This is a genomic window from Ensifer sp. NM-2, from assembly GCF_003024455.1.
GTDB lineage: Bacteria > Pseudomonadota > Alphaproteobacteria > Rhizobiales > Rhizobiaceae > Ensifer > Ensifer canadensis.
On the sequence record NZ_PVZR01000003.1, the window covers coordinates 176,242 to 202,610 of the forward strand.

21 protein-coding genes and 2 pseudogenes are annotated in these 26,369 nt (G+C 63.6%); 11 read left to right on the forward strand and 12 right to left on the reverse strand.

The genetic code is table 11. The annotated features are described in order from the left end of the window. Positions 1 to 131: 131 nt before the first annotated feature. On the reverse strand, positions 132 to 1,967 hold the full coding sequence (locus tag C6558_RS08140) for an aminopeptidase P family protein (RefSeq protein WP_025427704.1): 1,836 nt from the start codon (positions 1,965 to 1,967) through the stop codon (positions 132 to 134). Between the two features lie 631 nt (positions 1,968 to 2,598). On the opposite strand from C6558_RS08140, the pseudogene C6558_RS41385 reads away from it, so the two are divergent. Continuing rightward, positions 2,599 to 3,129, forward strand: a pseudogene (locus C6558_RS41385) (adenylate/guanylate cyclase domain-containing protein); the annotation flags it as partial. A 1,435-nt stretch (positions 3,130 to 4,564) separates the two neighbouring features. Here C6558_RS41385 and C6558_RS08150 read toward each other — a convergent pair. From C6558_RS08150 to C6558_RS08160, 4 genes are all read right to left on the reverse strand, one after another. Further along, a complete protein-coding gene (locus C6558_RS08150; protein WP_025427702.1) occupies positions 4,565 to 5,440 on the reverse strand; it encodes a 50S ribosomal protein L11 methyltransferase in 876 nt (291 codons plus the stop codon). Between the two features lie 155 nt (positions 5,441 to 5,595). After that, on the reverse strand, positions 5,596 to 6,195 hold the full coding sequence (locus tag C6558_RS08155) for an SCO family protein (RefSeq protein WP_025427701.1): 600 nt from the start codon (positions 6,193 to 6,195) through the stop codon (positions 5,596 to 5,598). Positions 6,196 to 6,381: 186 nt separating this feature from the next. Beyond that, complete coding sequence (locus C6558_RS40285) at positions 6,382 to 6,540, reverse strand: hypothetical protein (protein ID WP_025427700.1); 159 nt, start codon at positions 6,538 to 6,540, stop codon at positions 6,382 to 6,384. Positions 6,541 to 6,604: 64 nt separating this feature from the next. Continuing rightward, complete coding sequence (locus tag C6558_RS08160) at positions 6,605 to 7,804, reverse strand: NAD(P)/FAD-dependent oxidoreductase (protein WP_025427699.1); 1,200 nt, start codon at positions 7,802 to 7,804, stop codon at positions 6,605 to 6,607. Between the two features lie 148 nt (positions 7,805 to 7,952). On the opposite strand from C6558_RS08160, the gene C6558_RS08165 reads away from it, so the two are divergent. The 4 genes from C6558_RS08165 (at position 7,953) to C6558_RS08180 (ending at position 11,692) form a co-directional block, all read left to right on the forward strand. Further along, positions 7,953 to 8,366 (forward strand): MarR family transcriptional regulator, encoded by a 414-nt coding sequence (locus C6558_RS08165; protein ID WP_309141651.1) that lies wholly within the window; start codon positions 7,953 to 7,955, stop codon positions 8,364 to 8,366. A 179-nt stretch (positions 8,367 to 8,545) separates the two neighbouring features. After that, positions 8,546 to 10,681 carry a methyl-accepting chemotaxis protein gene (locus C6558_RS08170; protein ID WP_038577246.1) on the forward strand — a complete coding sequence of 712 codons (2,136 nt, stop codon included), beginning with the start codon at positions 8,546 to 8,548 and terminating at the stop codon, positions 10,679 to 10,681. Between the two features lie 2 nt (positions 10,682 to 10,683). Beyond that, complete coding sequence (locus tag C6558_RS08175; RefSeq protein ID WP_018326507.1) at positions 10,684 to 11,148, forward strand: chemotaxis protein CheW; 465 nt, start codon at positions 10,684 to 10,686, stop codon at positions 11,146 to 11,148. 247 nt (positions 11,149 to 11,395) lie between these two features. Continuing rightward, entirely contained in the window at positions 11,396 to 11,692 is a 297-nt protein-coding gene (locus C6558_RS08180; RefSeq protein ID WP_025427696.1) for a hypothetical protein, read from the forward strand. A gap of 82 nt (positions 11,693 to 11,774) precedes the next feature. Here C6558_RS08180 and C6558_RS08185 read toward each other — a convergent pair whose 3' ends face one another. Together C6558_RS08185 and C6558_RS08190 are read right to left on the reverse strand one after the other, a co-directional pair. Next, complete coding sequence (locus tag C6558_RS08185) at positions 11,775 to 12,251, reverse strand: CreA family protein (RefSeq protein ID WP_371412249.1); 477 nt, start codon at positions 12,249 to 12,251, stop codon at positions 11,775 to 11,777. Between the two features lie 131 nt (positions 12,252 to 12,382). Then, the gene (locus C6558_RS08190) at positions 12,383 to 13,627 is read right to left on the reverse strand and encodes a diguanylate cyclase (protein WP_025427694.1); all 1,245 of its coding nucleotides are present in this window, start codon (positions 13,625 to 13,627) and stop codon (positions 12,383 to 12,385) included. 248 nt (positions 13,628 to 13,875) lie between these two features. Between C6558_RS08190 and C6558_RS08195 the strand changes: the two genes are divergently transcribed. From C6558_RS08195 to C6558_RS08210, 4 genes are all read left to right on the forward strand, one after another. Next, complete coding sequence (locus C6558_RS08195; protein ID WP_025427693.1) at positions 13,876 to 14,550, forward strand: phosphoribosyltransferase; 675 nt, start codon at positions 13,876 to 13,878, stop codon at positions 14,548 to 14,550. A 130-nt stretch (positions 14,551 to 14,680) separates the two neighbouring features. Further along, on the forward strand, positions 14,681 to 15,322 hold the full coding sequence (locus tag C6558_RS08200) for a cysteine hydrolase family protein (protein ID WP_225906331.1): 642 nt from the start codon (positions 14,681 to 14,683) through the stop codon (positions 15,320 to 15,322). A gap of 190 nt (positions 15,323 to 15,512) precedes the next feature. After that, complete coding sequence (locus C6558_RS08205) at positions 15,513 to 15,974, forward strand: GNAT family N-acetyltransferase (protein ID WP_025427691.1); 462 nt, start codon at positions 15,513 to 15,515, stop codon at positions 15,972 to 15,974. A gap of 51 nt (positions 15,975 to 16,025) precedes the next feature. Next, positions 16,026 to 16,472, forward strand: a complete 447-nt coding sequence (locus tag C6558_RS08210) for a DUF488 family protein (RefSeq protein WP_025427690.1) — start codon at positions 16,026 to 16,028, stop codon at positions 16,470 to 16,472. A 34-nt stretch (positions 16,473 to 16,506) separates the two neighbouring features. Here the strand turns inward: C6558_RS08210 and C6558_RS08215 are convergent, their stop codons facing one another. From C6558_RS08215 to C6558_RS08230, 4 genes are all read right to left on the reverse strand, one after another. Continuing rightward, positions 16,507 to 16,809 (reverse strand): hypothetical protein, encoded by a 303-nt coding sequence (locus C6558_RS08215; protein ID WP_128090488.1) that lies wholly within the window; start codon positions 16,807 to 16,809, stop codon positions 16,507 to 16,509. Positions 16,810 to 17,191: 382 nt separating this feature from the next. After that, positions 17,192 to 19,636, reverse strand: a complete 2,445-nt coding sequence (locus C6558_RS08220) for an ATP-dependent helicase (RefSeq protein WP_025427688.1) — start codon at positions 19,634 to 19,636, stop codon at positions 17,192 to 17,194. Positions 19,637 to 19,771: 135 nt separating this feature from the next. Further along, the gene (locus tag C6558_RS08225) at positions 19,772 to 20,176 is read right to left on the reverse strand and encodes a carboxymuconolactone decarboxylase family protein (RefSeq protein ID WP_025427687.1); all 405 of its coding nucleotides are present in this window, start codon (positions 20,174 to 20,176) and stop codon (positions 19,772 to 19,774) included. 132 nt (positions 20,177 to 20,308) lie between these two features. Beyond that, positions 20,309 to 21,130, reverse strand: a complete 822-nt coding sequence (locus tag C6558_RS08230) for a cyclase family protein (protein ID WP_057211137.1) — start codon at positions 21,128 to 21,130, stop codon at positions 20,309 to 20,311. 316 nt (positions 21,131 to 21,446) lie between these two features. On the opposite strand from C6558_RS08230, the gene C6558_RS08235 reads away from it, so the two are divergent. Beyond that, the gene (locus C6558_RS08235) at positions 21,447 to 22,631 is read left to right on the forward strand and encodes an efflux RND transporter periplasmic adaptor subunit (protein ID WP_025427685.1); all 1,185 of its coding nucleotides are present in this window, start codon (positions 21,447 to 21,449) and stop codon (positions 22,629 to 22,631) included. Further along, the gene (locus tag C6558_RS08240; protein ID WP_025427684.1) at positions 22,628 to 25,768 is read left to right on the forward strand and encodes an efflux RND transporter permease subunit; all 3,141 of its coding nucleotides are present in this window, start codon (positions 22,628 to 22,630) and stop codon (positions 25,766 to 25,768) included. The genes C6558_RS08235 and C6558_RS08240 overlap by 4 nt, the downstream gene beginning before the upstream one ends. A 76-nt stretch (positions 25,769 to 25,844) precedes the next feature. Here C6558_RS08240 and C6558_RS08245 read toward each other — a convergent pair. Next, a pseudogene (locus C6558_RS08245) lies at positions 25,845 to 26,281 on the reverse strand (DUF1772 domain-containing protein). Between the last annotated feature and the right edge of the window lie 88 nt (positions 26,282 to 26,369).

Sequence of the window (26,369 nt, forward strand, 5' to 3'; positions counted from 1 at the left end):
TCTCCCGGATTCGCTTGTTGCGCTTTAAGCTCTTGTTTTTGCGCATGTCGTTATCGCAAAACCACTGCGCACCTTTGCGCGACATGCTTTGGGGACTGGAAACGCGCTTCAGCCCCTTCGCAATGCCCCACTCAGCGTGTGATGGCTTTCGTCGCGGTCTTCAGCCAGTTGCGGGTCTCGTCGCCCACCAACAGCGGCATCAGCTTTTCGCGCGTCTCGGCGTGGTAGGCGTTGAACCAGCCCAGTTCCTCGTCGGTCAGCAACGCCGGCAGCACCAGGCGGCTGTCGATCGGGCAATAGGTGATCGTGTCGAAGCCGAGCATCGCCAGGTCGCCGCCGGCGATCTCTTCGGCCGGTTGCACCACGATGAGGTTTTCGATGCGGATGCCGAAGGCGCCGGGGCGGTAATAGCCGGGCTCGTTCGACAGGATCATGCCGGGCAGCAGTTCCTGGGTTGAAAGCCGGGCGATGCGCTGCGGTCCCTCATGCACCGAGAGGTAGGAGCCGACGCCGTGGCCGGTGCCATGGGCGTAGTCGGCGCCAGCCTTCCACAGCGCGATGCGGGCCAAGGGGTCAAGGTCGACACCGCGCGAGCCCTTGGGGAAACGCGCGGTGCTGATGGCGATCATGCCCTTCAGCACCAGCGTGAAGAAGCGCTTCTGCTCTTCCGGAACCGCGCCGACCGCCACCGTGCGGGTGATGTCGGTGGTGCCGTTGATGTATTGCGCGCCGGAATCGATCAGGAACATGGTGCCTGCTTCGATCGCGCGGTCGGTTTCGGTCGTCACGCGGTAGTGCATGATCGCCGCATGCGAGCCGGCACCGGAGATGGTGTCGAAGGAAATGTCCTTGAGTGGGTTTTGCATGCGCTCGCCGACGGTGGCACGGGCGGCTTCCAGCTGGTTGGCAGCGCCGATCTCGGTGACGGTGCCGGGCTCGGCCTTGTCGAGCCAGGCGAGGAATTCGACCATCGCGGCGCCATCCTGCAGATGCGCGCGGGTCGAGCCCTCGATCTCGGCCCTGTTCTTCTGGGCGCGGGGCAGGCGGGCTGGGTCGACGGCCTCGACGACCTTGCCGCCCTTGGAGCGGATCAGCTCGGAAATGGCGAAGGAGGCAAGGTCCGGGTCGAGCATGACGGCAGCACCCGCAGTACTGAGCGTCGACAGGCGGTCGTCGAAGGTCGAGGGTGCTGCGATCTCGGCGATCTGGGTGAGATAGGCTTCCTGCTCGATGCCGGTCTTGCGCTTGTCGAGGAAGATCTCGGCGCGGCCGTCGGCATGGATGATGGCGCGGGCGAGCGGATGCGGCGTGTGCGGCACGTCGGTACCGCGGATATTGAAGGTCCAGGCGACGGAGGAGGGGTCGGTCAAAACCACGGCGCTGGCACCGGCCTTTTCGAGGCCGCCAGCGATGGTCGCGATCTTGTCCTTGGCAAGCTCGCCGGCCTGCTCGATCGGCTGGATGGAGACGCGGCCGAGCGGGGCTGCCGGGCGACCGGTCCAGATGCGGTCGAGCGGGTTGTGGTCGAGGAAGACGAGCGAGCCGCCGAGGACGGCAAGCGCCTTTTCCAGCCGGCGCACTTCAGCGCCTGTGTGCAGCCACGGGTCGATGCCGAGCCTGAAGCCCTTGGTGCCGTTATTTTCCAGCCAGAGATGCGGCGGCTCGCCGATGAGATCGCCGCCGATAAAGACCTGGCCGTCGACCTGTTCCTTCAGCTGGGTCACGTAACGTCCATCGACGAAAACGACAGCCTGACGCTGCGTAATGAGGGCGACGCCGGCGGAACCGGTAAAGCCGGTGAGCCAGGAAAGCCGCTCCGACGATGCCGGCACATACTCGCCCTGGAACTCGTCGGCACGGGGTACGAGAAACCCGTCGATGCCGAGGGCGGCGAAGGTGGCGCGCAAGGCTTCTGTGCGCTCCTTGCCGAACTGGGGCGTGGAGGTGACTTCAAAGGACTGAAACATGAGGGATTTCCGGTAAATTGGGCGGAGAACCGCGGGAAAGATGCGCGATCTTAGCGGAAACGTCCATGGGGAGGAAAGAGGCGAGATCCTGCCGGGCATGCCGGCGGCAGGACGTGCACAGAATCAGAGCATTTCCAGGAAAAGTGCGAAGCGGTTTTCCGTCAGGAAATGTGTAAAAACAAAGAGATAGAGCGTTTTTGCGATTCCGCATAAATCGGAAATGCTTTAGAGGGCAATTGCTCATTTACCATACATATGCGCTTTCTGCATGGCTCCTATGCCAAGAAGCTGCTATCTCTATCGGAATAATAGTTTATAAGCCGCCTCAACGAACACGGACGAACATCCGGTGGTTCAAAAGCCTGCAGTTCCGAGAATAGTTGATCACTCTGTTCTCCTCCTCCCTCAAGGGTGGTCAATTTCGGAACGGTAGACGCCCGCTCGAGCGCTCCTCCTCCTCAGGCTCGCGGGCATGGTTCGGTCTCAAGCCGAACCAGCAGGCGATGCCCCTGGCATCGCCTTTGTTTCGAAGGGCCGCCCGTCATGAAAGACGTGGCGGCCTTTTCGTTTTTCTTCGGCTTGGCTTTTTGGCGCTGGCACCCTGACATCAACGGCTCTTTCGTGCGCCGTTATGGAGCACGTGCCACAAGATGATTTTGCACAAGGTCACAATCCCGATATTGTGGACGAGTTCGGTTTCCCAACAGAGTGCGCCACCCGAAGGAGACGTGGGAGCGTGGTCGAGAAATCAATCCACCGCCGCCTTGTTGCGATCCTCGTCGCCGATGTGGTCGGCTATTCCCGCATGATGGAAGCCGATGAAGCCGGGACGTATGAGACGCTGAAGGAGCGGCGAAGTCATGTGCTCTACCCGGTGGTGCGCGCCCATGGAGGACGCATCGTCAAGCTGATGGGCGACGGCGTGCTGGTCGAATTCGCCAGCGCGATTGACGTCGTCGAGGCCGCGCTCGAGCTTCAGCGGAAGATGGCGGAGGCGAATGCCGGTGTTCCAGAACCCAGCGAGATCCTGCTCCGCATCGGCATCAACATCGGCGATGTCATCGGCGAGGGTTCAGACATTTATGGCGAGGGGGTCAACATCGCAGCGCGACTGGAAGCGCTGGCCGAGCCGGGTGGCATCTGCATGTCCGAGAAGGTGCACAATGAAGTCCGAGGCAAGATCCCCGTCGTGATGAAAGACCTCGGACTGGTGCAGCTCAAGAACATTGCTGCGCCGGTCAGGATCTTCGGAATGGAGACGGCCCGGGCACTGCTCCAAACGACACTTTCTCGCGGCAGGGAATTTACCACCATCGCCGTTCTGCCTCTCACGAACATGTCGGGAAGCACAGAGCAGGACTACTTCGCCGACGGCCTCACCGAGGACATCATCACCGAGCTGAGCCGCTTCCGGAATCTCTCCGTCGTCGCCAGAAACACCACGTTCAGCTACAGGGGCCAATCGGTGAACGTGGCGGAGGTGGGCCGGCAGCTCGGTGCGGAATTCGTCCTCGAAGGCAGTGTCCGGCTGGCTGGCCAGCGCCTGCGCGCCTCGGTGCAATTGATCGACACACAGACAGGGGCGCATGTCTTTGCCGAGAGATTCGATCGCGAAATGGCGGACATCTTCGCGGTCCAGGATCAAATCGTCGATGCGATCATAGGTCGCCTGTTTTTCAATCTTCAAGAGGTGGCCGGGGCCGTTCGCGCAAGGAGTTCGACGACGGATATCTCCGCCTATAGGTCCTGGCTCCGGGCAGGGGCTGCCTGGCGCAACGGTGACGAACAGGGTGCACGCGGGCACATGCAGGAGGCGATCCGCGTCGACCCGACCTATGCGCCCGCTCTCGCCTCGCTAGGATTGCTCTACGCATACTGGCGGTTCAGTGAGCCTGATGCTGCGACAGATGCCGGGCTTGAGGTTGAGTGCCAGGAATATGCCGCGCGGGCGATCGCTGCCGACAGAAACGATCCATTCGTCCTCACCAGCGTTGCTGCATGCTTTCTGTTGGTCGGGAAAATTGACGAGGCCCTGCGCTACTCCGACATTGCGATCTCGATGAGCCCGCGCGACATGAACGTCCTTGTCGCCCGAGGCATGATCCTTTCCTATGCGGGAATGCATGAAGAAGGCTTGGCGCTTGTCGAACGGGGCTGCAAGTTCGAGCCGCTCCTGCCGCCGGCGTTCCTCTCCAGTCTCGGGGACTGCTACTATCTCGCGCGCAGGTTCGATGCGGCATTGACCGCCTACGGAACCCTGATCGATCCGCCGTATTTCTTCCGATTGAACCAGGCGGCCTGTCTCGCCCAGCTCGGCAGGCCAGGCGGCCTGTCTCGCCCAGCTCGGCAGGGCGGAGGAGGCGGCAATCATAACGCGCGCGATGCCCGCGGCGTTCGATGCAGACGTCTACGCCCGAAACACCGCGAAGATTTGCTCCTTGTCAGAGGATGCGGAGCTCTGGCTGAACGGCTTCCGCAAAGCCGGCATATCCATCGCTCAGTTCTCCCACCGCCGTCCGGCGAAGGGATAGGCTGCAAACCGAGACCAGGTCAGGCTTTGCGAAGAAACCCTGCGGCTGTCGCTCCGGACGCGTGCCTCACTTCTCCAGGTGGATCGTCACCCAGCCGTTGCGCCAGATGGTGCGGACATGGCGCAGGTGCTGCCCGTTATAGGCGGCAAGCACCTTCCAGCGCTGCTCGGCAAGAATGCCCGAGAGGATCACCGAGCCGCCGGGGGCGAGGTTGGCGGTCAGTTGCGCTGCCATCTTCATCAGCGGACGGGCGAGGATGTTGGCGATGATCAGGTCGAAGGGGCCGTTGCCGCTGAAGGCGGTGGAGTGAAAGCCGGGGGCCGTCGCAAAGGTCATGCCGGTGACGACGCCGTTGCGGCGGGCATTTTCCTCGGCAACGCGGGTGGCGATCGGGTCGATGTCGGTGGCGAGCACCGTCACATGCAGGAGCTTCCAGGCAGCGATCGCCAGCACGCCGCTGCCGGTGCCGAGGTCGAGCACGTTGCGCACCGTGCGGGTGCGCGCCACGGTCGCCAGCACTTCGAGGCAGCCGGCGGTCGTGCCATGGTGGCCGGTGCCGAAGGCCTGGCCGGCCTCGATCTCGATGGCGATCTCACCGGTGCGGACCTTGTCGCGGTCATGGGAGCCATGCACGACGAAACGGCCGGCGCGCACGGGCGCCAGCCCCTCGAGCGACTTGGCGATCCAGTCGATATCCGGCAGCACTTCGCGTTCGATGGCAAGATGGGAAAAGTCGTCGGCAAGCGCCTCCGTCAGCCGCTCGTTGACGCTCTCCTCGTCGGCCGCCATCATGTAGATCGAGGCTTCCCAGACGTCGCGCTTTTCGTCGACTTCCGTCGTGCCGATGGCAAAATCCTCTTCGCCGAAGACCTCGCTCATGCGGTCGAGCACGGCTTCCGCCTGCTTCTCGGTGGTGGTGACGAAAAGTCTGATCTCGCTCAAGGCTCTGTCCTTCGGCTGGCTCTGCATAATCGCCGCACGCCCTATCCGACGTGCGCCGCTGCAAGCCCCCGCCGCTAGCATGAAAGCTTGGCAAACGCAAAGCGCCGGGCGATGCCGGCGCTAGCAAAGATGTTCGATTGGGGCAGGAGCGGTCCTCAACCCTTGGTGAGGTTCTCGAGCTTCTTGATCGCGGTTTCGGGGTTTTCCCCGTAGGCGATGGTGCCGGAGAAGCTGCCGTCGGCGTCGAGCAGGAACACCGAGGCGGTATGGTCCATGGTGTAGTCGCCGTCAGGCTTTTCGGCGTCGAGCGGCACCTTTTTGGCGTAAACGCGGTAGCCCTTGACCATCTCCAGCACCTTGTCGGCCGGACCGGAAATGCCGGTGATGCGCTTGGACACGTTGGAGACGTACTGGCCGAGAATTTCAGGCGTGTCGCGCTCAGGGTCGACGGTGATGAAATAGGCCTGCAGCTTGTTGCCTTCCGGGTCGACCTTTTCCAGCCAGCCGTTCAGCTCGAACAACGTCGTCGGGCAGACCTCCGGGCAATGGGTGAAGCCGAAGAACAGCGCGGTCGGTTTGCCGGAGAAAGCCTTCTCGGTGATCTCCTTGCCATCCTGCGCCACCAGCGTGAAGGGCACGCCGAAGGGGCCGGAGGCGCCCTGCTGCTTCGACTGGGTCATCTCGTAGGTCAGCCAGCCGAGAACGCCGGCCATGACGACGACGGCGGCCCAAAGGGCGATGCGAATGGTTTTCATGCGTGCTACCGATTTAGTTGGGGCCTTGGCCGGCCATATCAGGTTGATCGGCTTTTGATACCGTCTCCGCCGCAGCCACGCAAATGGGACAATTGCCGCAGGCAATCTCTTTGTGTTGAAGCATTTCCGGACGGAAAACCGCTTCGCACTTTTCCTGGAAATCCTCCGGCAGTAATGCCCGTCAGCTCAGATGCACCAGGCAAGGCCGGACTGGGCGAGCGCCAGGAAGATATCGGCGCCGTTCGCCATCCAGCCGCGGAAGGCGAGAAGCGTCACGACGGCAAGCGCCATCGCAAGACCCGCAAGCAGCGGAAGCCGGATCGATCTCTGCGTTCTCGTGTTCATGACCCTATCATAGCATCCGGAGCGCCAAGGGGAAGGGATCTCCGGCCGGGCCGGAGATCGGCGTTCAGGCGGCCGGCAACACCAGCGGGTCGAGATCGGCGCGGTAGCGCTGGACGGCCTGGGTCGTTTTCGCGTCGAAGGGCAACAGAAGCGGCAGGAGAAGATCGCGCAGGAACAGTGCGACCGGGCCCTTTGCCTGCTTCTTGGCGCCACGGCGGCGGCTGATGCGGACGATGTGTTCCACCCGGTCGCGCCGGAGCGTCTCATAGGCCCTGAAGGCCCGGCTCGGCGCGCCATAGGCGGTGAGGCAGGCGGCGAGCACGACGGCATCCTCGATCGCCATCGAGGCGCCCTGGCCGGCATGGGGAGAGACCGCATGGGCGGCATCGCCAAGCAGCACGACGCGATCGTCGAACCAGCGCGGCAGGTGGCCCATGTCGAAGACCGGATAGGCGCGCGGCACCGAGGTGACGGCCGCGGCGATGTCGCGGACCGGGGCGGCGTCGCCGGCGTGCTGGGCGCGGGTGCGGGCGGCAAGGGCTGCCGGATCCGGCCGGCCGATCGCCGTCTCCTCGTCGAGCGTGAAGGAATCGAACCAGAACACCGGCCCTTCCTGCGCCTTGATGTAGCCGAAGAAGGCGCTTTCGCCGAACATCAGGCGCAGCACGCCGCCGCTCGACGGCACGTGAGGACAATCGAGAAAGCCGCCGGTGCCTGTCAACCCGGTATAGAGCGGCTCGGGCGAGGCGGGCAATGCGAGGCGCCGCGTGCGCGACCAGACCCCGTCGCAGCCGGCGAGCCAATGCGCATGCGCACTCTCGCCGTTGCCGAAGCGCAAGGTCACGCCGTCCGCTTTCCGCTCGATGTCGATGAGCGCGTGGTCATAGCGAATGTCGACGCCCTGCGCCGACGCTGTCTGGCGTAGCGCCTCCAGCAGGTCGGCGCGACGCAGGGTGATGCTCGCGGCGCCCGCCTGCCGTTGGGCTTCCCGCTCATCGAGCAATGCCAGCCGTCGGCCAGCGGCGTTGAGGATTTCAATGCCGGTCGTCGGGATGCCGAGGGAAGAGACACGCTCGGCAAGGCCGAGCGCGCGCAGCGCATTGATGCCGTTCGGCGCCAGCGTCAGGAAGGCGCCTTCGCCGGACGCCTCCCGCGGCCGAGCCTCGAAGATCTGGACTGAGTGGCCGGTCTGGCGCAGGCGAATGGCGAGGGACAGGCCGGCAATGCCGGCGCCTGTTATCGCGATGGAATTCTGCTTTGGCATATGCGTCTCCAAGGCTTGCGTCCGCTGCAAGCGAAGTTCATATTGTTGCGATGAATGAAAAGTACGATGGATTAATATTTAGATGATCGAAGTAAATTCGTCAAGCCCGGCGCCGGACGGACTCGTCCGAGCAATTGGCGGCGCCGTGATGCGCTGGCAGGATGCGACCCAAGCCTATGACGAGGCGGTGGGCGAGCGGCTGCAGCTCAATGCCGCCGAGCGCCGCTGCCTCGCGTTCTTGCATGCCGGCCCGCGACCGGCCGGCGCGATTGCCGAGGAGACGGGACTGACGCCAGCGGCGGTGACGGCGCTGATCGACCGGATGGAGGCACGCGGCCTCTTGCAGCGGACGCGCAGCGCCGAAGACCGGCGCAAGGTGATGGTGGAAAACACCGATGCAGTGGAGATGCTGACGGCGCCCTATTACCGGCCGATCGCCGAGGAAGGTGCCGGCTTCCTCGCGACCTTTTCAGCCGAGGAGCAGGCGGTTCTGCTGCGCTTTCTCGAAGGGGCGACCGCGCTCCAGCAAAAGCATCTCGCCGCGCTGCGTTTCTCCCCATGATTCGGGGGTCGGCTTAGCGAATGCTTAAGGTCTGTTTGCCAGTGTTTTGCCAACGCGGGTGAAGTGCTTCACCTCTACATGACATGACGTCATCCGGTTTGATCGAGCCCGGCTTTCCGCATCGATTTTAACGGAGGACTTCGCCTGGTTTTGGCAGGTCCGTGACCATGGACTGCCCTATGACCGCAACGTCTGCGCCCCTGAAAAAGAACCTCACCGTCAGCCAGCGGCTTGCCACGCTCGCCGGTGCCGCCTTCGTTGGCTTCGGCTCCGTGCTCGGCGTCGGCTGGTATGAGGACATGCGCTCGAACGAGGCGCTGAACGGGGCGATCACCGCGCAGCGCGGCCTGACCGCCGTCGACGAGATGCGGCTTGCCACCACCAACCTCGTGCTCAACGCCATGGATACCATCGTCGACCGTAACGAAGGCGTGATCCATCCGGAGCGCGCCGCAGGCATCGCAACCACGCTTAGCCTTCTCGAAGCCAGCAAGGCGGATATCAAGACGCTGGCGACGCTGCTCGGCCGGACTGACGCGCTTTCGACCTTCGACGCGGATCTCACCGAACTTCGCCAGGCAATCGGCGTCGACCTGAAGACGCTGGTCGAAGGCAAGGCTTCGACGGAAGAATTCGGCAAGATCGACGACGCGATCGACGGTGCCGGCGAACGGCTTGGTAAAGCACTTTCGCAGCTCTCCGAGGCTGCGACACAACTGGTTCAGACGCGGGTCGACGAAGCGCGCGCCGTTTCGGCCGATGCGCTTCTGCTGCAGACTATAGCCGGTCTCGTCGCCATGGCGACCTTGCTCGGCCTGCTCTGGTTTCACGGGGCGACGTTGCGCCGCGGCATCCTCGGGCTTCGCGACAGCATGCAGCGCATCCAGAAGGGCGAGCTCGGCTCCAAGGTCGAGGCGCTTGACCGTGGCGACGAGATCGGCGTCATGGCCCGCTCCGTCGATCTCTTCCGTGCCTCGGCCATAGAAAAGCAATCGCTCGAGCAGAATGCGGCGGCAAGCCGCCGCGAAATCGAGAAGGAACGCGAACAGCAGCAAAGCGAGCGCGACGAAGCGGTTCGCCGCATCCAGGCTGCGGTCGACAGCCTCGGCCTGGCACTGACGCAGCTTGCCGAAGGCGATCTCGCCGTCACCATCGACCGCCCCTTCGATGGCAAGCTCGATACGCTGCGCCGCAATTTCAACCAGACGGTCGAGCGCCTGCGTGACGTGCTCTTCAACGTCAAGGAAAACGCGCTCTCGATCGAGACGAATGGCCGCCAGATGCGCACCGCCGCCGACGACCTGGCGCGCCGCACCGAAAAGCAGGCCGCATCGCTGGAGCAGACATCCGCCGCCCTCGACGAGATCACGGTGACCGTGCGCACCGCGACCCAGCGCGCCGAAGAGGCGAGCCGCATGGTCGACGAGACCCGCACCAATGCGCAGGAATCCGGCCGCATCGTCGGCGAGGCGATCAGCGCCATGGCCCGCATCGAGGATGCCTCGAACGAGATCGGCACGATCATCAACGTCATCGACGAGATTGCCTTTCAGACCAACCTTCTGGCGCTGAACGCCGGCGTCGAGGCAGCGCGGGCAGGGGAAGCCGGCAAGGGTTTTGCCGTCGTGGCGCAGGAAGTGCGCGCGCTGGCGCAGCGCGCCGCAGGCGCCGCCAAGGATATCAAGACGCTCGTCGGCCGCTCGGGCAACGAGGTCGGCACCGGTGTCCGGCTGGTGCAGGCGACGGGCGAGGCGCTCGGTCGCATCGGCGCCGATGTCGCGCGGATCAACGAGCACATGAGTTCCATCGTCATGGCGGCGCGTGAGCAGTCGACCGGGCTCAACGAAATCAGCACGGCGGTCGGCCAGCTCGACCAGATGACGCAGCAGAACGCCGCGATGGTCGAACAGACCAACGCCTCCAGCCACACGCTGGCGCAGGACGCGGAAAAGCTGACGCAACTCGTCGGCCAGTTCCACGAGGGCCGGACCGTCCAAGCATTGATGCGCTCCAACGCACCGTCGCAGACGACCGCGAGCGTGAAGCCAGTTACGACCGTGAAGCCGGCAGCGCCTGTCCAGACGCGGGCTTCAACGCAGATCGCAGCCGCAACGACGCCTGCAGCTGCAAGGCTCGTACCCAGGGGCACGCACAAGGCGGTGCCTTTGCACAACCTTGCCTCGGCAAAATCGACCTCGCGTCCAGCTCCATCCCCCGCCAAGGCCCTGATGGGCAAGCTAGCGGGCGCATTCGGCAACCAACCGGGCTCCGTGCCATCGACGTCGGCCTCCGGTGAGAATTGGGAAGAATTCTGATCATGTCCAACGCAATCAAGCAGTCCGGTGCCTATCTCGAAATCGTTTCGTTTCATCTGGGCGACCAGGAATTCTGCATCGACATCATGGCGATCCGCGAAATCCGCGGCTGGGCGCCGGTGACGCCGATGCCGCACACGCCGCCCTACGTGCTCGGCCTCATCAACCTGCGCGGCGCGGTGATCCCGGTCATCGACATGGCCTGCCGTCTCGGCATGAAGATGACCGAACCGTCGGAACGTTCGGCGATCATCGTCACCGACATTGCCGGCAAGCTGGTCGGCCTGCTCGTCGAGCAGGTATCCGACATGATGACCATCAAGAGCGAAGATCTGCAGCCGGCGCCGGAGATCATTCCGGAAGCGCAACGTGCCTTCTGCCGCGGCATTGTCGCGCTGGAAAAGACCATGGTCTGCTTCCTCAACCTCGACACGGTGATTGCCGACGAGCTGGCGCAGGCCGCCTGACCACCTTCGAGCCGCGGATTGGCGATGCGCCCTGGGGCTTTCCCGGGGCGTTTCGCGTTTTGCGCGTGGCACGTTGGTCAGAAAGCCCGCAGGTCAAGTTAAACTTGCGTCATGATTTTCACGCTTGGGCGAGGCTATCGTGACAAAACGTCATGAGCGCTGACGGAACAGTTGTACTACTTTAGCGTTGTCGCAGCGTACCTGTTCGGAGGCCGGGTACCGTATTTTTGAAACAGGAGTTGAACCTATGACCATGTCTGTAAGGAAACTCATTGCCGCGCTCTCCGTAACAACGCTCATTGCCGGCGCCGCCGGGCCAGTTCTGGCTGACAGCTACTATCAGGGCATCGACGCGAACAATCCTCCCGGAACACAGTATCGCGCCAGGGTCGCCCCGATGCGCACCACCGTTGCTCCAGTCGATAGGATGTCGACAGGCAGTATCTACAGAACCGTTCCGCGTGCCTACCAGCAGCCGTTAACTGATCGCTATCAGGGTGGTGACGGCGACTACTACCAGGGTATCGTCCCGCCTACCTATTGAGCATCGATGGCCTGACGCCAGTTGTGGGGACTGGCCGGTGACAAAGCCCTCCTGGAACACTCTTCCGGGAGGGTTCGTTTTGTCAGGGCTTCGGCTTGCCTTCCTGCCAGTTGACGGTCTGCCCGTAGAGCGGGATCGTCGTGATCGACATCTTGGCCGAGCCGTCGGTCAGTTCGCGCGAGTGGGCAAGATAGATCAGCGTGTCGTTCTTGCGGTCATAGATCCGGGTGACGAGCAGGTCTTTCCAGATCAAGGACAAGCCGGAGCGGAACACTTCCTCGCCTTCTTTCGAAAGGTCGATGTCGCCGATCTCGATCGGGCCGGTCTGGCGGCAGGCGATCGAGTTGTTGGATGGATCCTCGAACCAGTTGCCGTTTTTCAGCCTATCGATGACGCCGCGATCGAAATAGGTGACGTGACAGGTCACACCCTTGACCTTGGGATCGCTGACCGCGTCGACGATGATGTCGTTGCCGAGCCAGTCGACGCCGACTTCGCCGACGGTTTCGGCCCGGGCGGGAGAGACTGTCGTTACGAAAGCGGCAAGGCTGGTTAGCATCAAGACGCGGAACGAACGGGACATGAATTTCCTCCGGTGGTTTGCACCGTTCACATAGGTTCTGCCCCAATCAATGCAAGATGGCCAGCGCAAGGTGGACACGTGAACCGGGCTGAGCGGAGGTTCCCGGATCAGCCGGTGTCGCGCAGCAGTTGCGGTGCGAGCGAATAGGCCTCGGCAGCGCGAAGCTGTGCGGCGGCAGCGGCAAGCACGCGACCGCTGGCGTCTGGCTGCAGCCTCCCGGCGATGGTGCAGCGGTCGCGTCCGTCGGCCTTGGAGGCGTAGAGTGCCATGTCCGCCCGGATCATCACGTCGGTCATGGTATCGCCAAGGCCCGCGCTGGCAATGCCGATGCTGACAGTCAATCGGATCGGCTGGCCGAAACGTCCGACGGGGGTGACGCGGACCGTACGGCCGATCTCCTCGGCCAGCAGAAACGCTTCGCCTTCGGTATGGTCAGACAGCACCACGCCGAATTCCTCGCCGCCGATGCGGCCGAATGTGCCGCGTCCGGCAAGGCAGGCGGTGACCGTGTCGGCGAAATGGCCGAGCGCGGCATCGCCGGCCGCATGGCCATAGCGGTCGTTGATCTGCTTGAAATAGTCGAGGTCGAGCAGCAGGAAGGCGGCGGGGCGCGCGTGCGCCGTGCACGAGGCAAAGATGCGTTCGCCAAGTTCGATGAAGGCGCGCCGCGACAGCGCTCCTGTCAACTCGTCGCGGGCAATCGTGGTCTTGAGATCGGCGATGACGCGGTCATGAGTCATCAGGATGACGCCGAGAAACAGGATGGGCATGTAGAGCAGCCACATCGCAGCCAGCAGAAAGTTCCAAGCAACAAGGGGAGCCGGGCCCGCCTCGTTCACGGGGGAAGGGGGCGAGATCGCGGCGATCTGCAGGAGCGTGACGCTGGCAATGGCGGCACCGATGACGATTGCCTTCCGTGTTGTCGGGTCGCTCGCTGTGCGCAGCCTCAGGACGGAAATGGAGGCGACCACGAAGACGGCGGCGGCGATGCCGAGCGTGATCAGCGCCCGAGCCGCGGTACTCTCAGCGCCGAACGCAGCCAGAACCGAGATGGTTGCAACCATCGTTGCGCCGAGCGGCAGGATTGCCGGCCTCCAGCTGGGTAGAGCGAAGAACGAGCGGAACCCGGCGAGTACGAAGAGACAGGCGATGGCAAGAAACGCAAAGCCGACAAGCAGCAGCGGCCGGAGAGACTGGATCTCGGCCAGCATCACCAGTGTCATGGCAATGGCTGTCATGGCACAGCCGGAAGCGAACTCCGCAGCGCCTGGCATCGATGATTTCTGCAGCGAAAGCAGTACCGGCAGCATCACCAGTAGGCATATGATCGATAGGGCGGGGAGAAAGCTCATTTCGAAACGGCCTGTCGTGCTAAAATCGAGGAAGGCGGCTTACGTCAATGCCAAATATGCAGGGGTCAATTGGTAGCTTTGGCGCCTTAACGAAACCCGGCGGAAATCGCTGCAATTTTAGCGACTGCCGAAATTGACACGGTTGTCCACCGATGCGGAGTGACAACTGCCGGATGGTCAGGCGTTTCGTCGGCGGTGACGCGGTGCCAGGCGGTTCAAGCGGCCTTCTGCGGGCCGGGAGAGGCGACATGTTCACGGGACCGGTGTTCTTCGAAAACAGGGCCGACGCCGGCCGCAGGCTGGCGCAGGCGGTGGCCGTCGAGGCGCCGCCGGAGCCCCTGGTCATGGCGCTGCCGCGCGGCGGCGTTCCGGTTGCCTTCGAGATTGCCACGTATCTCCGCGCACCGCTTGAGGTGCTGATCGTGCGCAAGATCGGCGCGCCGGGTCATCAGGAATTCGGGCTTGGCGCACTGGTCGATGGCGAAGAGGCGGAACTGGTGCTGAACCGCGAGGCCGTGCGCCTGGTGCGGCCGCCGCGCGGCTACATCGCCGCCGAAGCCGAGCGCCAACGCGCGGAAATCGCAAGACGGCGGGTGCTCTATCTCGGCGATCGCGAGCCGCATTCGCCGAGGGATCGCAATGTGGTGCTCGTCGACGACGGCATTGCCACCGGCGGCACGATCCGCGCGGCGATCCAGGCGCTGCGCCGGACCGGTGTGCGTAGCCTGCTGTTGGCGGTTCCCGTTGCGCCGGCGAGCGCGCTCGCAAGCCTGCGGCCGTCGGTCGACGGCATCGTCTGTCTCTCCACCCCCGCCTTCTTCCGCGCCGTCGGCCTGCATTACCGCGACTTCGAGCAGACCTCGGATGCCGAGGTCATGACCTTGATCAGCAGGGCGAGGGCAGGCGGGTGCGATGACGCTTGAGACGGAGGTTGTTACCGCCAACATCTGCCTCCGGCCGTATTGAAACCTTGGAACCGCCGCGCCACATTCCCGGTGCTTGATTGAAGCGTGAGGACGGCCGCCGGAGGAGGTGGGCCGGAAGAGGGGAATGATGGCAGTTTCACTGGACATTGGGAAAACGCTTGCCGATTTTTGCCGACCGGACCGGATGGCGCTGGTGGTTTATGACATGCAGGCGGGGATCACCAATCAGGTCAAGAATGGCCCGGCGATCCTGGCTGAGGTGCTGAAGGTTCTGGAGGCCGCGCGCGCCGGCGGCTATCCCATCATCTTTCTGCGGCATCTGTCGATGCCGAAGCCGCTGATGGGCGCGTTCCAGATGCGCCAGGCGATGGCCTGGCAGCGCACGGACGATCCCGATGCCGTCAAGCCCTGGTTCCTGCGCGGCACGCCGGGCTTCGAGCTGGTGGCGGAACTGGCGCCGCGCGACGATGAGGCCATTCTCGACAAGATCACGTTCTCGGCCTTCGAGGGCACGCCCCTTGCCATCATCCTGCGCGATCTCGGACTGACCTCGTTTGCCATCTGCGGCATTGCAACCGAAATCGGTATCGATCCGACGGTGCGCCATGGCGCCGATCTTGGGCTGGTGCCGATCGTCATCCGCGATGCCTGCGGCGCCGGCCACCACGAGGCCGGCGAGCGCTCGATGGACAACATCGCCTTCATGGGCGACGCGATCCTGACCGGCGTGGACGAGATCATCGGGGCGATGGCCAAGGGCCGAATGTAGCGGCAGTCTTTGTCGCTGGTCCGCTCCAGCTCGGGCTGTTTCAGTGGGTGCACGGTCCTCGCAATCGCGAAGACCGTGGCGCCTTCGCCCCTTGAGGGCTGAGCACGCCTTGCGCAGGCAGGCTATGAATGGAAAGACATCACGCCATCATCCCCATAGTTCATTCGCATCGATCCAGCAGGATAGAGATATGACCGACGCAGTTCGCATCCGCCCGATTGTCCGCAGCGATTACCAGCAATGGCTGCCGCTCTGGGATGGTTACAACGCCTTTTATGGAAGGTCGGGTGCAACGGCGCTCGATCCTGATATCACCGCAATGACCTGGTCGCGATTCTTCGATGCTTACGAGCCGATGCACGCGCTGGTGGCCGAAAACGAGGGACGGCTGGTCGGGCTCACCCACTACCTCTTTCACCGCAGCACGACGTCCATCGGGCCGAACTGCTATCTCCAGGATCTCTTCACCAGCGAAGCTGCGCGCGGCAAGGGCGTTGGCGCGGCATTGATCGAAGGCGTCTACGAGGCCGCCCGCACGGCCGGCTCGCCGCGGGTTTACTGGCAGACACATGAGACCAATGCCACAGCGATGGCACTTTACGACAAGGTGGCGGAGCGTTCAGGCTTTCTCGTCTACCGCAAGATGATCTAGGCTTTAGCTTGGCTGAAGGCTGTGTGACAGCGGGCAACTGGGGTGGACGCGATGGACAACGTGCAGGTTTCTACGATCGGCTTCACAAAATCATCGGCGGAAGATTTTTTCGATCGCCTGCAGAAGGCCGGCGTCAAGACGATCGTCGATGTCCGGCTGCACAATACCTCGCAGCTTGCCGGCTTCGCCAAGGCCAATGACCTTGCGTTCTTCCTGAAGAAGATCGGCGGTATCGACTATGTGCACCAGCCGCTTTTTGCGCCCACCGAGGCGATCATGAAGGCCTACAAGACCGACAAGGGCGACTGGAAGACCTTTTCGCGGGACTTTCTCGACCTGATGGCGGAGCGCAAGGTCGAGCAGCACGTGAAGCCGGAGGCGCTGCAGGGCGCCTGCCTGCTCTGCGCCGAGGACAAACCGCACCGCTGCCACCGCACCCTCGTCTGCGAATATCTCAACGATCGTTGGGGAGGCCGCCTTCGCGTCGAGCATCTGTAGGACCTGACAGTCGCCAGCAGCTGTGCCGTCTCCTTCAACCGTCACGCTCTTGATGAACGCTCCCGTACTCGCAAGCTGTTTGAACAACATCAGCCTTGTGGCCATGGTCGCGATGGTAGGCAAGGAGTAGTGAATGTAGCTCGGCAAAAGTAATGGCAAGGCCGTGCGAGACCACTAGGAGCCCTTTGGGTGTTCCAAACATGCCGCTTCGCCGAATCTTCGCGCCAATTTTCTTATGTAGGCGGCCGATCGTGTTCGGATCGAGTGTCAACACAATCATTTTTTGTTTGTGATACTCGATCGGATTGAGGCCGACGATCGCGGGCCAGGGGATCATGCTCGGAGCCAGTCGAGCATCGCTAAACCCCTGAGGGGACAACATGATAACGCTGCGTCGCATCGGAACGTAGAGGACGAGTACACCCAGGAATGCAGCGGGCCAAGCTATCGAGCCGAGATAGCGGGCGAACAACAAGCGACCAGAACCTGCTTCTACATCCAGTTCAGTACAGTTGTTAGGGAAGCCGCCGACAGTGCTGCGGCGGCGGCGAGGATTCCTATCAATTGGGGCCAGGATTTTTTGACTTCGACGGTGCGGGAGGTGTCAATCATATTGGCCGTTCCGCCTGGGCGATTTAGAATCCGATGCCGGCAATCCAAATCGTCCGTTGTCCCAACTGGTTGCCACCTGATGTGCCAGCCTAGCAGACTCGTTGCGCTCACGCTTTCTCGACAAATCCATCCAGCACGCGCTTCTGCCCGGCCTTGTCGAAGTCGATCGTCAGCTTGTTGCCTTCGATCGCTGAAATGTTGCCGTTGCCGAACTTCATGTGGAAGACGCGGTCGCCGACGGTGAAGCGCGAGGGCTCGGTGCTGGTGGATTTCGCCACCAGTTCGCCATCGATGGTGCGGCTGCGCGGGCCGCTTTCGCCGTAGCCGATGCGCTCGACGGCGTGGCCGGAGCGCGAGCCCCAGTTGTCGCGCGTCGCATCCGAGCGGTTCTGCTGGGCGCGCTTCCAGCCGGGGGTGGAGTAGTTGTTCTGGAAGGGATCGGCCTTGTCGAAGCGCGACTGGCCATAGCCGCCGCGGCCGTACCCGCCATAGGACTGCTCGGTCTCGGCCACCTCCACATGGGTATTCGGCAACTCGTCGAGGAAGCGCGAGGGCAGGGTGGACTGCCACAGCCCGTGGATGCGGCGGTTGGAGACGAACCAGATGTGGCAGCGGTGCTTTGCCCGGGTGATGCCGACATAGGCAAGACGGCGTTCTTCCTCGAGGCCGGAGCGGCCGCCCTCGTCAAGCGCGCGCTGGTGCGGAAACAGGCCTTCCTCCCAGCCGGGCAGGAACACGGTGTCGAACTCCAGCCCCTTGGCCGAATGCAGCGTCATGATCGAGACGGCATCGAGGTTTTCGTTCTGCTCGGCGTCCATCACCAGCGCGACGTGTTCGAGGAAGCCGCGCAGGCTCTCGAAGGCTTCCATCGAGCGGATCAGTTCCTTGAGGTTTTCGAGCCGGCCCGGCGCTTCGGCCGATTTGTCGTTCTGCCACATAGCCGTGTAGCCGCTCTCGTCGAGGATCTGCTCGGCAAGTTCGGTGTGCGGCGTGGTTTCGAGCAGGCTCTGCCAGCGGCGGAAATCGGCGACGACATCGAACAGCCCCTTGCGGGCCTTGGCCTTCAGTTCGTCGGTCTCGATGATGTCAGTCGCAGCCGCAAGCATCGGCACGTCGCGGGCGCGGGCATAGTCGTGCAGGGTGCGAATGGTGGTGTCGCCAAGGCCGCGCTTCGGCGTGTTGACGATGCGCTCGAAGGCAAGGTCGTCGGCCGGCTGGCAGACGAGCCGGAAATAGGCCATGGCGTCGCGGATCTCGAGCCGCTCGTAAAAGCGCGGGCCGCCGATGACGCGGTAGTTCAGGCCGAGCGTGACGAAGCGGTCTTCGAATTCGCGCATCTGGAACGAGGCGCGCACCAGGATCGCCATGTCGTTGAGCTTGTGGCTCTTGCGCTGCAGTTGTTCGATTTCCTCGCCGACGGCGCGGGCTTCCTCTTCGGAGTCCCAGGCGGCGTGCACCTGCACCTTCTCGTCATCCGGGTCGGTGCGTTCGGTAAACAGCGTCTTGCCGAGGCGCCCCTCGTTGTGGGCGATCAGATGCGCGGCGGCGCCGAGAATATGCTCGGTCGAGCGGTAGTTGCGCTCGAGCTTGATGACCTTGGCGCCGGGGAAATCCTTTTCGAAGCGCAGGATGTTGTCCACTTCCGCGCCGCGCCAGCCATAGATCGACTGGTCGTCGTCGCCGACGCAGCAAACGTTCTGCGGCACGCCCTTGGCGCGCTGCGCCAGAAGCCGCAGCCACATGTACTGCGCGGTGTTGGTGTCCTGATATTCGTCGACGAGGATGTAGCGGAACTTGTCGTGGTATTCCTTCAGCACATCCGGATTGCTGCGGAACATGCGGATCGGGTGCAGCAGCAGATCGCCGAAGTCGCAGGCGTTCAGCGTGCGCAGCCGGTTCTGGTAGGCGGCGTAGAGCTCGCGGCCCTTGCCGTTGGCAAAGGCGCGGGCATCGCCCTCGGGGATCTGCGCCGGGTCGAGGCCCTTGTTCTTCCAGCCGTCGATCATGCCGGCGAACTGCTTGGCCGGCCAGCGCTTGTCGTCGAGGCCCTCGGCCTGGATGATCTGCTTGATCAATCTGACGACGTCGTCGGTGTCGAGAATGGTGAAGTCGGAGCGCAGGCCCACCAGCTCGGCGTGGCGGCGCAACAGCTTGACGCCGATCGAGTGGAAGGTGCCGAGCCAGGGCATGCCCTCGACCGCATGGCCGACGAGCACGCCGACGCGCTCCTTCATCTCGCGCGCCGCCTTGTTGGTGAAGGTCACCGCAAGGATCTGCGAGGGGAAGGCGCGGCCGGTGGAAAGAATATGGGCGATGCGGGTGGTGAGAACCCGGGTCTTGCCGGTGCCGGCGCCGGCGAGAACCAGCACCGGGCCATCCAGAGATTCGACCGCTTCGGCCTGTTCCGGATTGAGGCCGGAGAGATAATCCGGGCGCTGCTGGCGGTCGCGGGCAGCCATGGCGCGCGCGGCGATGCCGCCCGTTGCTGGCGGCTGCTTGCGCGGGGCCGGCTCTTCGTCGAAGAAGGGAATGTCGTCGAAACCACTCATCATGCGGCTCAATGTAGTGATTCGGAGGCGAAAGGCCAGAAAGGATGTTCTTCTTTTATTCCGTTTTCTGCGCCACCCGCACCAAGCCTGTGGAAAGACAGGCGATTTCGAAGCCGCTTATTCTCGCGCTCACCGCCGTCAGGCCGTCCTGTCGAAGGCAGCGTCCACCGGCACCTGCAAGGCGGTCGCCAGCTGGTTGGTTCTGGCGGCAAGTGAGATCACGCGCAAGAGATCGGCATGTTCGGCGTCGCTCATGCCCTTGGCTCTCGCGGCAGCCGTATGCGAATGGGCGCAGTAGCCGCAGCCATTGCTGACGGAAACGGCGATGTAGAGCATTTCCTTGACCAGCGGATCGAGCGCGGAGGGCGTTGCCATCACCGCCTTGACGTCGCGCCAGGTCTGCTCCAGCAGGTCGGCATCGAAGGCGAGCCACAGCCACATATTGTTGATGAAATCCGATTTGCGGGTGGCGCGAATGTCGTCGAACACGGCTTTTACGCGCGCGTCGGATTCCGGATCGGCAGGCGGGGCGATGGTGCTCATGACGTCTCCTGGTCATAGGGTCAATCGGGGGGCGTCCGGCGGCGGACGCCGCCGGATCGGCAGGTTGGTATCCCTCTTTGCTTGTACGCATTTCCTCACGGAAAACCGCTTCGCATTTTTCCTGGGTATGCTCTAGACGAGCGCAAACACGCGCGCCGGACCGCCGGTGCCGCCGCGGTGTTTGGGCGCGCCAAGCACGAGGGTCGCGCCCTTGACGGGCACCTTGTCGAGGTTGGCGGCCGCCTCCAGTCCCCAGCGGCCTTCCGGCAGCCAGGCATAGTGGGTGGCGAAATCAGGCGAGGGGCCATGGTCGAGCGAAAGCGTGTCGACGGCGATGCCGGCCGCCTTGGTCTCGTCGAGCAGGTATTTCGCCGCCTCGGCGTGGAAACCGGGAAAGTGCATCTTGCCGTTTGCATCGGCATTGCGGAACTTGTCAGTGCCAAGGTGCGCTCCCCAACCGGAAAGCATGGCGACGCAGGCGTTTTCCGGAATGTCGCCATTGGCGGCGACCCAGGCCTTGATGTCGTCGGGTGTTATTTGCGCATCGGCATCGGCGGACGCCTTCTCGCGGATGTCGACGACGCAGAGTGGCACGACGAGCTTTTCAACCGGCAGCTCGGCGACCGACAGACCATCGGCGGAGAAATGCAGCGGCGCGTCGACATGGGTGCCGGTGTGTTCGTTCACCCGGAGCTCGAACAGGTTGAACTTGTCCTTGGCGTAGCTGAACTTTTGCTCGCGGAAGAACTGCTGCTGGCCGAAGAAGGTCGGGAACTCCTCGTAGAGTTCGTGGGTGAGGTCGGTGACGCCGGTGTGTCCCTGGGCGAGCGCCGGCGGGGCGATACCGGCGCTCGCGGCGGCGATGCCCGCTGTGCCGACGGCTGCTGCCTTGAAGAAGCTGCGGCGGGACAACATTTTCTGCTTTACGGATTCCATGACGCACGCATCGCACATGTCTTTGCTTCCCTCTCAAGAACCGGTCGAAACCTGATGGCAATGGCTGCCAGCGGTTGCAGGATACCTCAGAGGAAATCGCTGTAAACGGTCTTTGTCCCGTGCGTTTTGATGGAATGACACGGCGATCGCGATTGCCGGCGCACGATGGCGCTGATGTCATCATGCCGCCAACAAATACGCTTTTATTACAATTGCGTAATGATGGCATTCCGCCGTTGCCCACAAAGGTGCGAACAACGATACTCTGGGCAAATCGGAACGTTCCGCCGGCGCGTGCCGCGCAGGAGCGCGTTTTGCATATTTGGAGACATGAATGCGGGTTTGGAAACAGCTGGCGGTGAGCGCCGTTGTGCTTTTGGTGGGTGCCGGCGTCTGGGTGCGGTTCGTGCCCGGAGCAGGCGAAACGCTGGCCGCGATCGGTGTCTCGCATCCGCTGATCGATGCCATCTCCAAGCAGAGCGGTGCCGCTGGGGGCGAGGGCGGCCAAGGCAGCGGCGGACGCAGGCAGGGCGGCAACGACGCCATCCTCGTCATGGTTCGCCCTTCGGCAACGTCTGTCGTCAATGACCGGCTGAACGCGATCGGCAACGGCGAGGCGATCCACTCCGTCACCGTGACGCCGACGGCCACCGGCAACCTCACCGAAATTCTCGTGCGCTCCGGCGAAAAGGTGGCGCAGGGGCAGGTGATCGCCAAGCTCGATAGCGACGACCAGAAGATTGCTGCCGACCAGGCGCGGCTGACGCGCGACAGTGCCCGCGAAAAACTGGAGCGCTATCGCAACCTCAGCACAGCGCGCGCGGTGACCGCCGTCGACGTGCGCGACGCCGAAATCGCCATGCAGGCCGCGGAGCTTGCGCTCAAGACCGCCGAGCTCGACCTCAAGCGCCGCGATATCGTTGCGCCGTCGCAGGGCGTTGTCGGCATCATCACCGTCAATGTCGGCGACTACGTCACCACGACGACGCCGATCGCCGTGGTCGACGACCGCTCGGAAATCCTCGTCGACTTCTGGGTGCCGGAGCGTTTTGCGAGCAAGATCGTCGTCGGCCAGCCGGTGACAGCGCACGCCATTGCCCAGCCGGGCAGCCAACTCGAGGGCGTCATTCACGCCATCGACAACCGCCTGGACCAGGCAAGCCGGACGCTGCGCGTGCGGGCGCGGCTGGAAAATCCTGACGACACGTTGCGGGCGGGCATGTCCTTCTCGGTGACCATGGCATTCGATGGCGACACCTATCCGACCGTCGATCCGCTCGCGATCCAGTGGAGCTCCGAAGGCTCCTATGTCTGGCGTGTCAGCGCCGACAAGAGCGAGCGGGTTCCGGTCAAGATCATCCAGCGCAACCCCGACAAGGTGCTGGTTGATGCGGCCTTGAGCGAAGGCGACGAAGTCGTCACCGAAGGTGTGCAGCGGCTGCGCGACGGCGGCGACGTGCGCATTGCCGGGCGCGAGCGCCGCGATGCCGCGCAGAAGGTCGCGGAGGACGGGAAGTGAGCGGCGCGAAGGAACCCGGCCACCAGACCGCGCGCGAGGCCGGCAAGACCGGCTTCACCGCGCTTTTCATCCGCCGGCCGATCTTCGCCCTGGTCGTCAACACGCTGATCGTCGTCGCCGGCCTTGCGGCCTGGAACGGCATCGAGATCCGCGAACTGCCGCAGGTCGACCAGCCGGTCGTCTCCGTGACGACGACGCTCGACGGTGCAGCACCCGAGACCATGGACCGCGAGGTGACATCGGTCGTCGAAGGTGCGGTCTCGCGCGTGCAGGGCATCCGCGACATCTCCTCGACCTCGTCCTTCGGCCGCAGCCGCGTGACGCTGCAATTCTCCGACACCACCGACATCGGCCAGGCGGCCAACGATATCCGCGATGCGCTGGGGCGCGTTCGCAACCAGCTGCCCGACCAGGCGGACGAGCCGAGCATCGTCAAGGCGGACGCCGACAGCCAACCGATCATGCGCCTGGCGCTGACCTCCGATACCATGTCGATGGAAGACATGACGCTGCTCGTCGAAAACGAGATCAGCGACCGGCTGGCCGCCGTCGAGGGCGTCGCCGACGTTGCCGTCTATGGCGACCAGGAAAAAATCTTTCGCATCGACCTCGACCAAGCCAAGCTTGCCGGGCGCGGCGTGACGGTGGCAGACCTCAGGACGGCCCTTGCCAACGCCTCCTATGACGTGCCGGCCGGCAAGCTCACGAGCGCCAGCCAGGACATTTCGGTGCGCGCCACCGCCGACCTGCAGACGCCGGAGCAATTCGAAAACCTCATCCTCGTCAACAATGTGCGGCTGCGCGACATCGGCACGGTGACGCTCGGACCCGATTCAGGCACCACGGCGCTGCGCTCCAACGGCCGCCAGGGCATCGGCCTCGGCATCATCCGCCAGGCGCAATCCAATACCGTCGATATTTCCGAGGGCGTGCGCAAGGTCGTCGAGACGATCCAGACGCAGATTCTTCCCGAGGGCACGCAGCTCAGGATCACCAGCGACGACGCCGTCTTCATCAACGGCGCCATCCACGAGGTCGAGATTGCGCTGGGCGTGGCGATCTTCATCGTCACGCTCGTCATCTACATGTTCCTGCTCGACTGGCGCGCAACGCTGATCCCGACCATCACCATGCCGATCGCGCTGATCGGGACGGTGGCGGCGATCTACATGGCCGGCTTCTCGATCAACATCCTGACGCTGCTGGCGATCGTGCTCGCCACGGGGCTCGTGGTCGATGATGCGATCGTGGTTCTGGAAAACATCGTGCGACGGCGGGCCGAAGGGCTGGGCCCAAGGGCCGCGGCCGTGCACGGCACGCTCGAAGTGTTCTTCGCGGTGCTGGCGACGACCGCGACGCTTGCGGCCGTGTTCGTGCCGCTGTCCTTCCTGCCGGGCCAGACAGGCGGGCTCTTCCGCGAGTTCGGCTTCGTGCTCGCCTTCTCGATCCTGCTTTCGTCCTTCGTGTCGCTGACGCTCTGCCCGATGCTGGCATCGCGCATGCTGACAAAGGAGGCCCACAACGAGAAGCCGGGGCCGATGCGCCGGTTCGGGGCACGGGCTTCGGAATTCTACCGGGTCACGTTGCGCGGTTGCCTCAATGCGCCGCTGATCGTCTTCGTCGTTGCCGCCTTCTTCACCGCCATGGGCGGCATCGGCTTCATGACGCTGAAATCGGAACTGACACCGAGCGAGGACCGCTCGCAGGTGATGATGCGCATCAACGCGCCGCAGGGCGTGTCGCTGGAATATGCGCAGGCGCAGATGCGCCGGATCGAGGACGGGCTGCAGCCGCTGGTCAAATCCGGCGAGATCGACAACATCTTCTCGATCTCCGGCCAGGGTGGTTCGGCCAATAGCGGCTTCATGGTGCTGACGCTTGCCCCCTGGGACAAGCGCGACCGCAGCCAGCAGCAGATCGTCTCCGACATCAACAAGGTGACGGCGCGCATCCCCTCGGTGCGGGTGTTTGCGATGCAGCCCAACAGCCTCGGCATTCGCGGCGCCGGCAGCGGCCTGCAGGTGGCGCTTGTTGGTAACGACTACACCAAGCTCGGCGATGCCGCGGCAAAGCTGGTGCGCCAGATGGAAGACACCGGGCGCTTCGAGAATGTGCGGCTGAACTATGAGGCCAACCAGGCGCAGCTTTCGATCACCATCGACCGCGAGCGGGCATCCGACATGGGCGTCGATATCGGCGGCCTTGCCTGGGCGCTGCAGGCGATGCTCGACGGCAACAGCGTCGTCGATGTCTATGTCGACGGCGAATCCTACCCGGTCAAGCTCCTGTCCTCGACCAATCCGGTCAACGACCCGACCGACCTGCAGAACATCTTTCTGAAAGCCGGCGACGGCAAGATCGTGCCGATGTCGACGATCGCCAGCGTCGAGGAAACCGCCGTGGCGCCGCAGCTCTCGCGCGAATCGCAGCTTCGCGCCGTGTCGCTGTCGGCCGGGCTCAAGTCCGACCTGGCGCTCGGTGAGGCGCTGACCATGGTCGAGCAGATGGCCGAGCCGCTGCTGCCGCCGGGCTCGCGCATCATGCCGCTGGCCGAGGCTGCCACCCTCAACGAGAACGCCAACGGCCTCGTCATCACCTTCGGCTTTGCCCTCGTCATCATCTTCCTGGTGCTGGCGGCGCAGTTCGAAAGCTTCATCAGCGGCTTCATCATCATGGCGACGGTGCCGCTCGGGCTTGCCTGCGCGATCTTTGCGATGATCATGACCGGCAACACGCTTAACATCTACAGCCAGATCGGCCTGGTCATGCTTGTCGGCATCATGGCGAAGAACGGCATCCTGATCGTCGAATTCGCCAACCAGCTGCGTGATCGCGGCCAGGATGTGCGCACGGCGATCGAGAACGCCGCCAACATTCGCCTCAGGCCGGTGATGATGACGATGATCGCCACCATCGTCGGCGCGGTGCCGCTGGTGCTGGCAAGCGGTGCCGGTGCCGAGGCGCGCATTGCGCTCGGCTGGGTGCTGGTCGGCGGGCTCGGCCTTGCCGTGGTCGTGACGCTCTATCTCACGCCGGTCGCCTATCTCGTCATTGCTGGGCTCACGAAGCCGCATGCGGACGAGGAGCGCAAGCTGCACGAGGAAATGGAAGCGGCGGCCGCGCTCGAAACGAAATAGCGGCGGGCTCTCAGCGTCGGCAGCGAAGATGTCAACGCTGACCGCCTGTCGCGCTGCTCCCTGGCTCTAAAAAGCGCTAACCCTGAAGTTCAAGCCAGGCGGCGATCAGAAAGACCACCGCTGCGATCGCGCCCAGCGCACTCCTGCCGGCGTGGAGCCTCGCCCAGCGGCGGAGAAGCGCGCGGGTTTCCTCGCTCGCCTCATCCGGCCGCGTTGCCTCGAGGCGTCGGTTGATCGGCATGATGACGAGGATCGTGTAGGGCCAGTTCAGAATGATGATTGCTGCCCCTAGGCCCCAAAGTGCATTGTCACTCTGCCACCATGCGGCAGCGCCGAGCAGGCCCGAGATGATTGCGAGCGAGGCTTGCATCTCGAAACCTCGCCGGTAGGCCGGCACCCATTGGGCGAGGGCCGCTCATCGAGGTGAAGCCTTGCCGGGTGTTCGGCGACGTTGATGTAGACGGCGGCGCCGAAGAATACCGCTGCGGTAAACAAAGCGAGCAGACCGAGCATTTGACCTTCTCCTCTCTCCCTTCAGTATATACCGTCAGGGGCTGCACAACGATAGGTGTCGTCGTTGGGCGCAGAGCTGCCGGCTCAA

Bases quoted from the DNA above. Each gene is read 5' to 3' on its own strand.
- C6558_RS08140 (WP_025427704.1), bottom strand. From the start codon at position 1,967: ATGTTTCAGTCCTTTGAAGTCACCTCCACGCCCCAGTTCGGCAAGGAG.
- C6558_RS08155 (WP_025427701.1), bottom strand. From the start codon at position 6,195: ATGAAAACCATTCGCATCGCCCTTTGGGCCGCCGTCGTCGTCATGGCC.
- C6558_RS40285 (WP_025427700.1), bottom strand. From the start codon at position 6,540: ATGAACACGAGAACGCAGAGATCGATCCGGCTTCCGCTGCTTGCGGGT.
- C6558_RS08160 (WP_025427699.1), bottom strand. From the start codon at position 7,804: ATGCCAAAGCAGAATTCCATCGCGATAACAGGCGCCGGCATTGCCGGC.
- C6558_RS08165 (WP_309141651.1), top strand. From the start codon at position 7,953: ATGCGCTGGCAGGATGCGACCCAAGCCTATGACGAGGCGGTGGGCGAG.
- C6558_RS08170 (WP_038577246.1), top strand. From the start codon at position 8,546: ATGACCGCAACGTCTGCGCCCCTGAAAAAGAACCTCACCGTCAGCCAG.
- C6558_RS08175 (WP_018326507.1), top strand. From the start codon at position 10,684: ATGTCCAACGCAATCAAGCAGTCCGGTGCCTATCTCGAAATCGTTTCG.
- C6558_RS08180 (WP_025427696.1), top strand. From the start codon at position 11,396: ATGACCATGTCTGTAAGGAAACTCATTGCCGCGCTCTCCGTAACAACG.
- C6558_RS08185 (WP_371412249.1), bottom strand. From the start codon at position 12,251: ATGCTAACCAGCCTTGCCGCTTTCGTAACGACAGTCTCTCCCGCCCGG.
- C6558_RS08190 (WP_025427694.1), bottom strand. From the start codon at position 13,627: ATGAGCTTTCTCCCCGCCCTATCGATCATATGCCTACTGGTGATGCTG.
- C6558_RS08195 (WP_025427693.1), top strand. From the start codon at position 13,876: ATGTTCACGGGACCGGTGTTCTTCGAAAACAGGGCCGACGCCGGCCGC.
- C6558_RS08200 (WP_225906331.1), top strand. From the start codon at position 14,681: ATGGCAGTTTCACTGGACATTGGGAAAACGCTTGCCGATTTTTGCCGA.
- C6558_RS08205 (WP_025427691.1), top strand. From the start codon at position 15,513: ATGACCGACGCAGTTCGCATCCGCCCGATTGTCCGCAGCGATTACCAG.
- C6558_RS08210 (WP_025427690.1), top strand. From the start codon at position 16,026: ATGGACAACGTGCAGGTTTCTACGATCGGCTTCACAAAATCATCGGCG.
- C6558_RS08215 (WP_128090488.1), bottom strand. From the start codon at position 16,809: ATGATCCCCTGGCCCGCGATCGTCGGCCTCAATCCGATCGAGTATCAC.
- C6558_RS08220 (WP_025427688.1), bottom strand. From the start codon at position 19,636: ATGATGAGTGGTTTCGACGACATTCCCTTCTTCGACGAAGAGCCGGCC.
- C6558_RS08225 (WP_025427687.1), bottom strand. From the start codon at position 20,176: ATGAGCACCATCGCCCCGCCTGCCGATCCGGAATCCGACGCGCGCGTA.
- C6558_RS08230 (WP_057211137.1), bottom strand. From the start codon at position 21,130: ATGTGCGATGCGTGCGTCATGGAATCCGTAAAGCAGAAAATGTTGTCC.
- C6558_RS08235 (WP_025427685.1), top strand. From the start codon at position 21,447: ATGCGGGTTTGGAAACAGCTGGCGGTGAGCGCCGTTGTGCTTTTGGTG.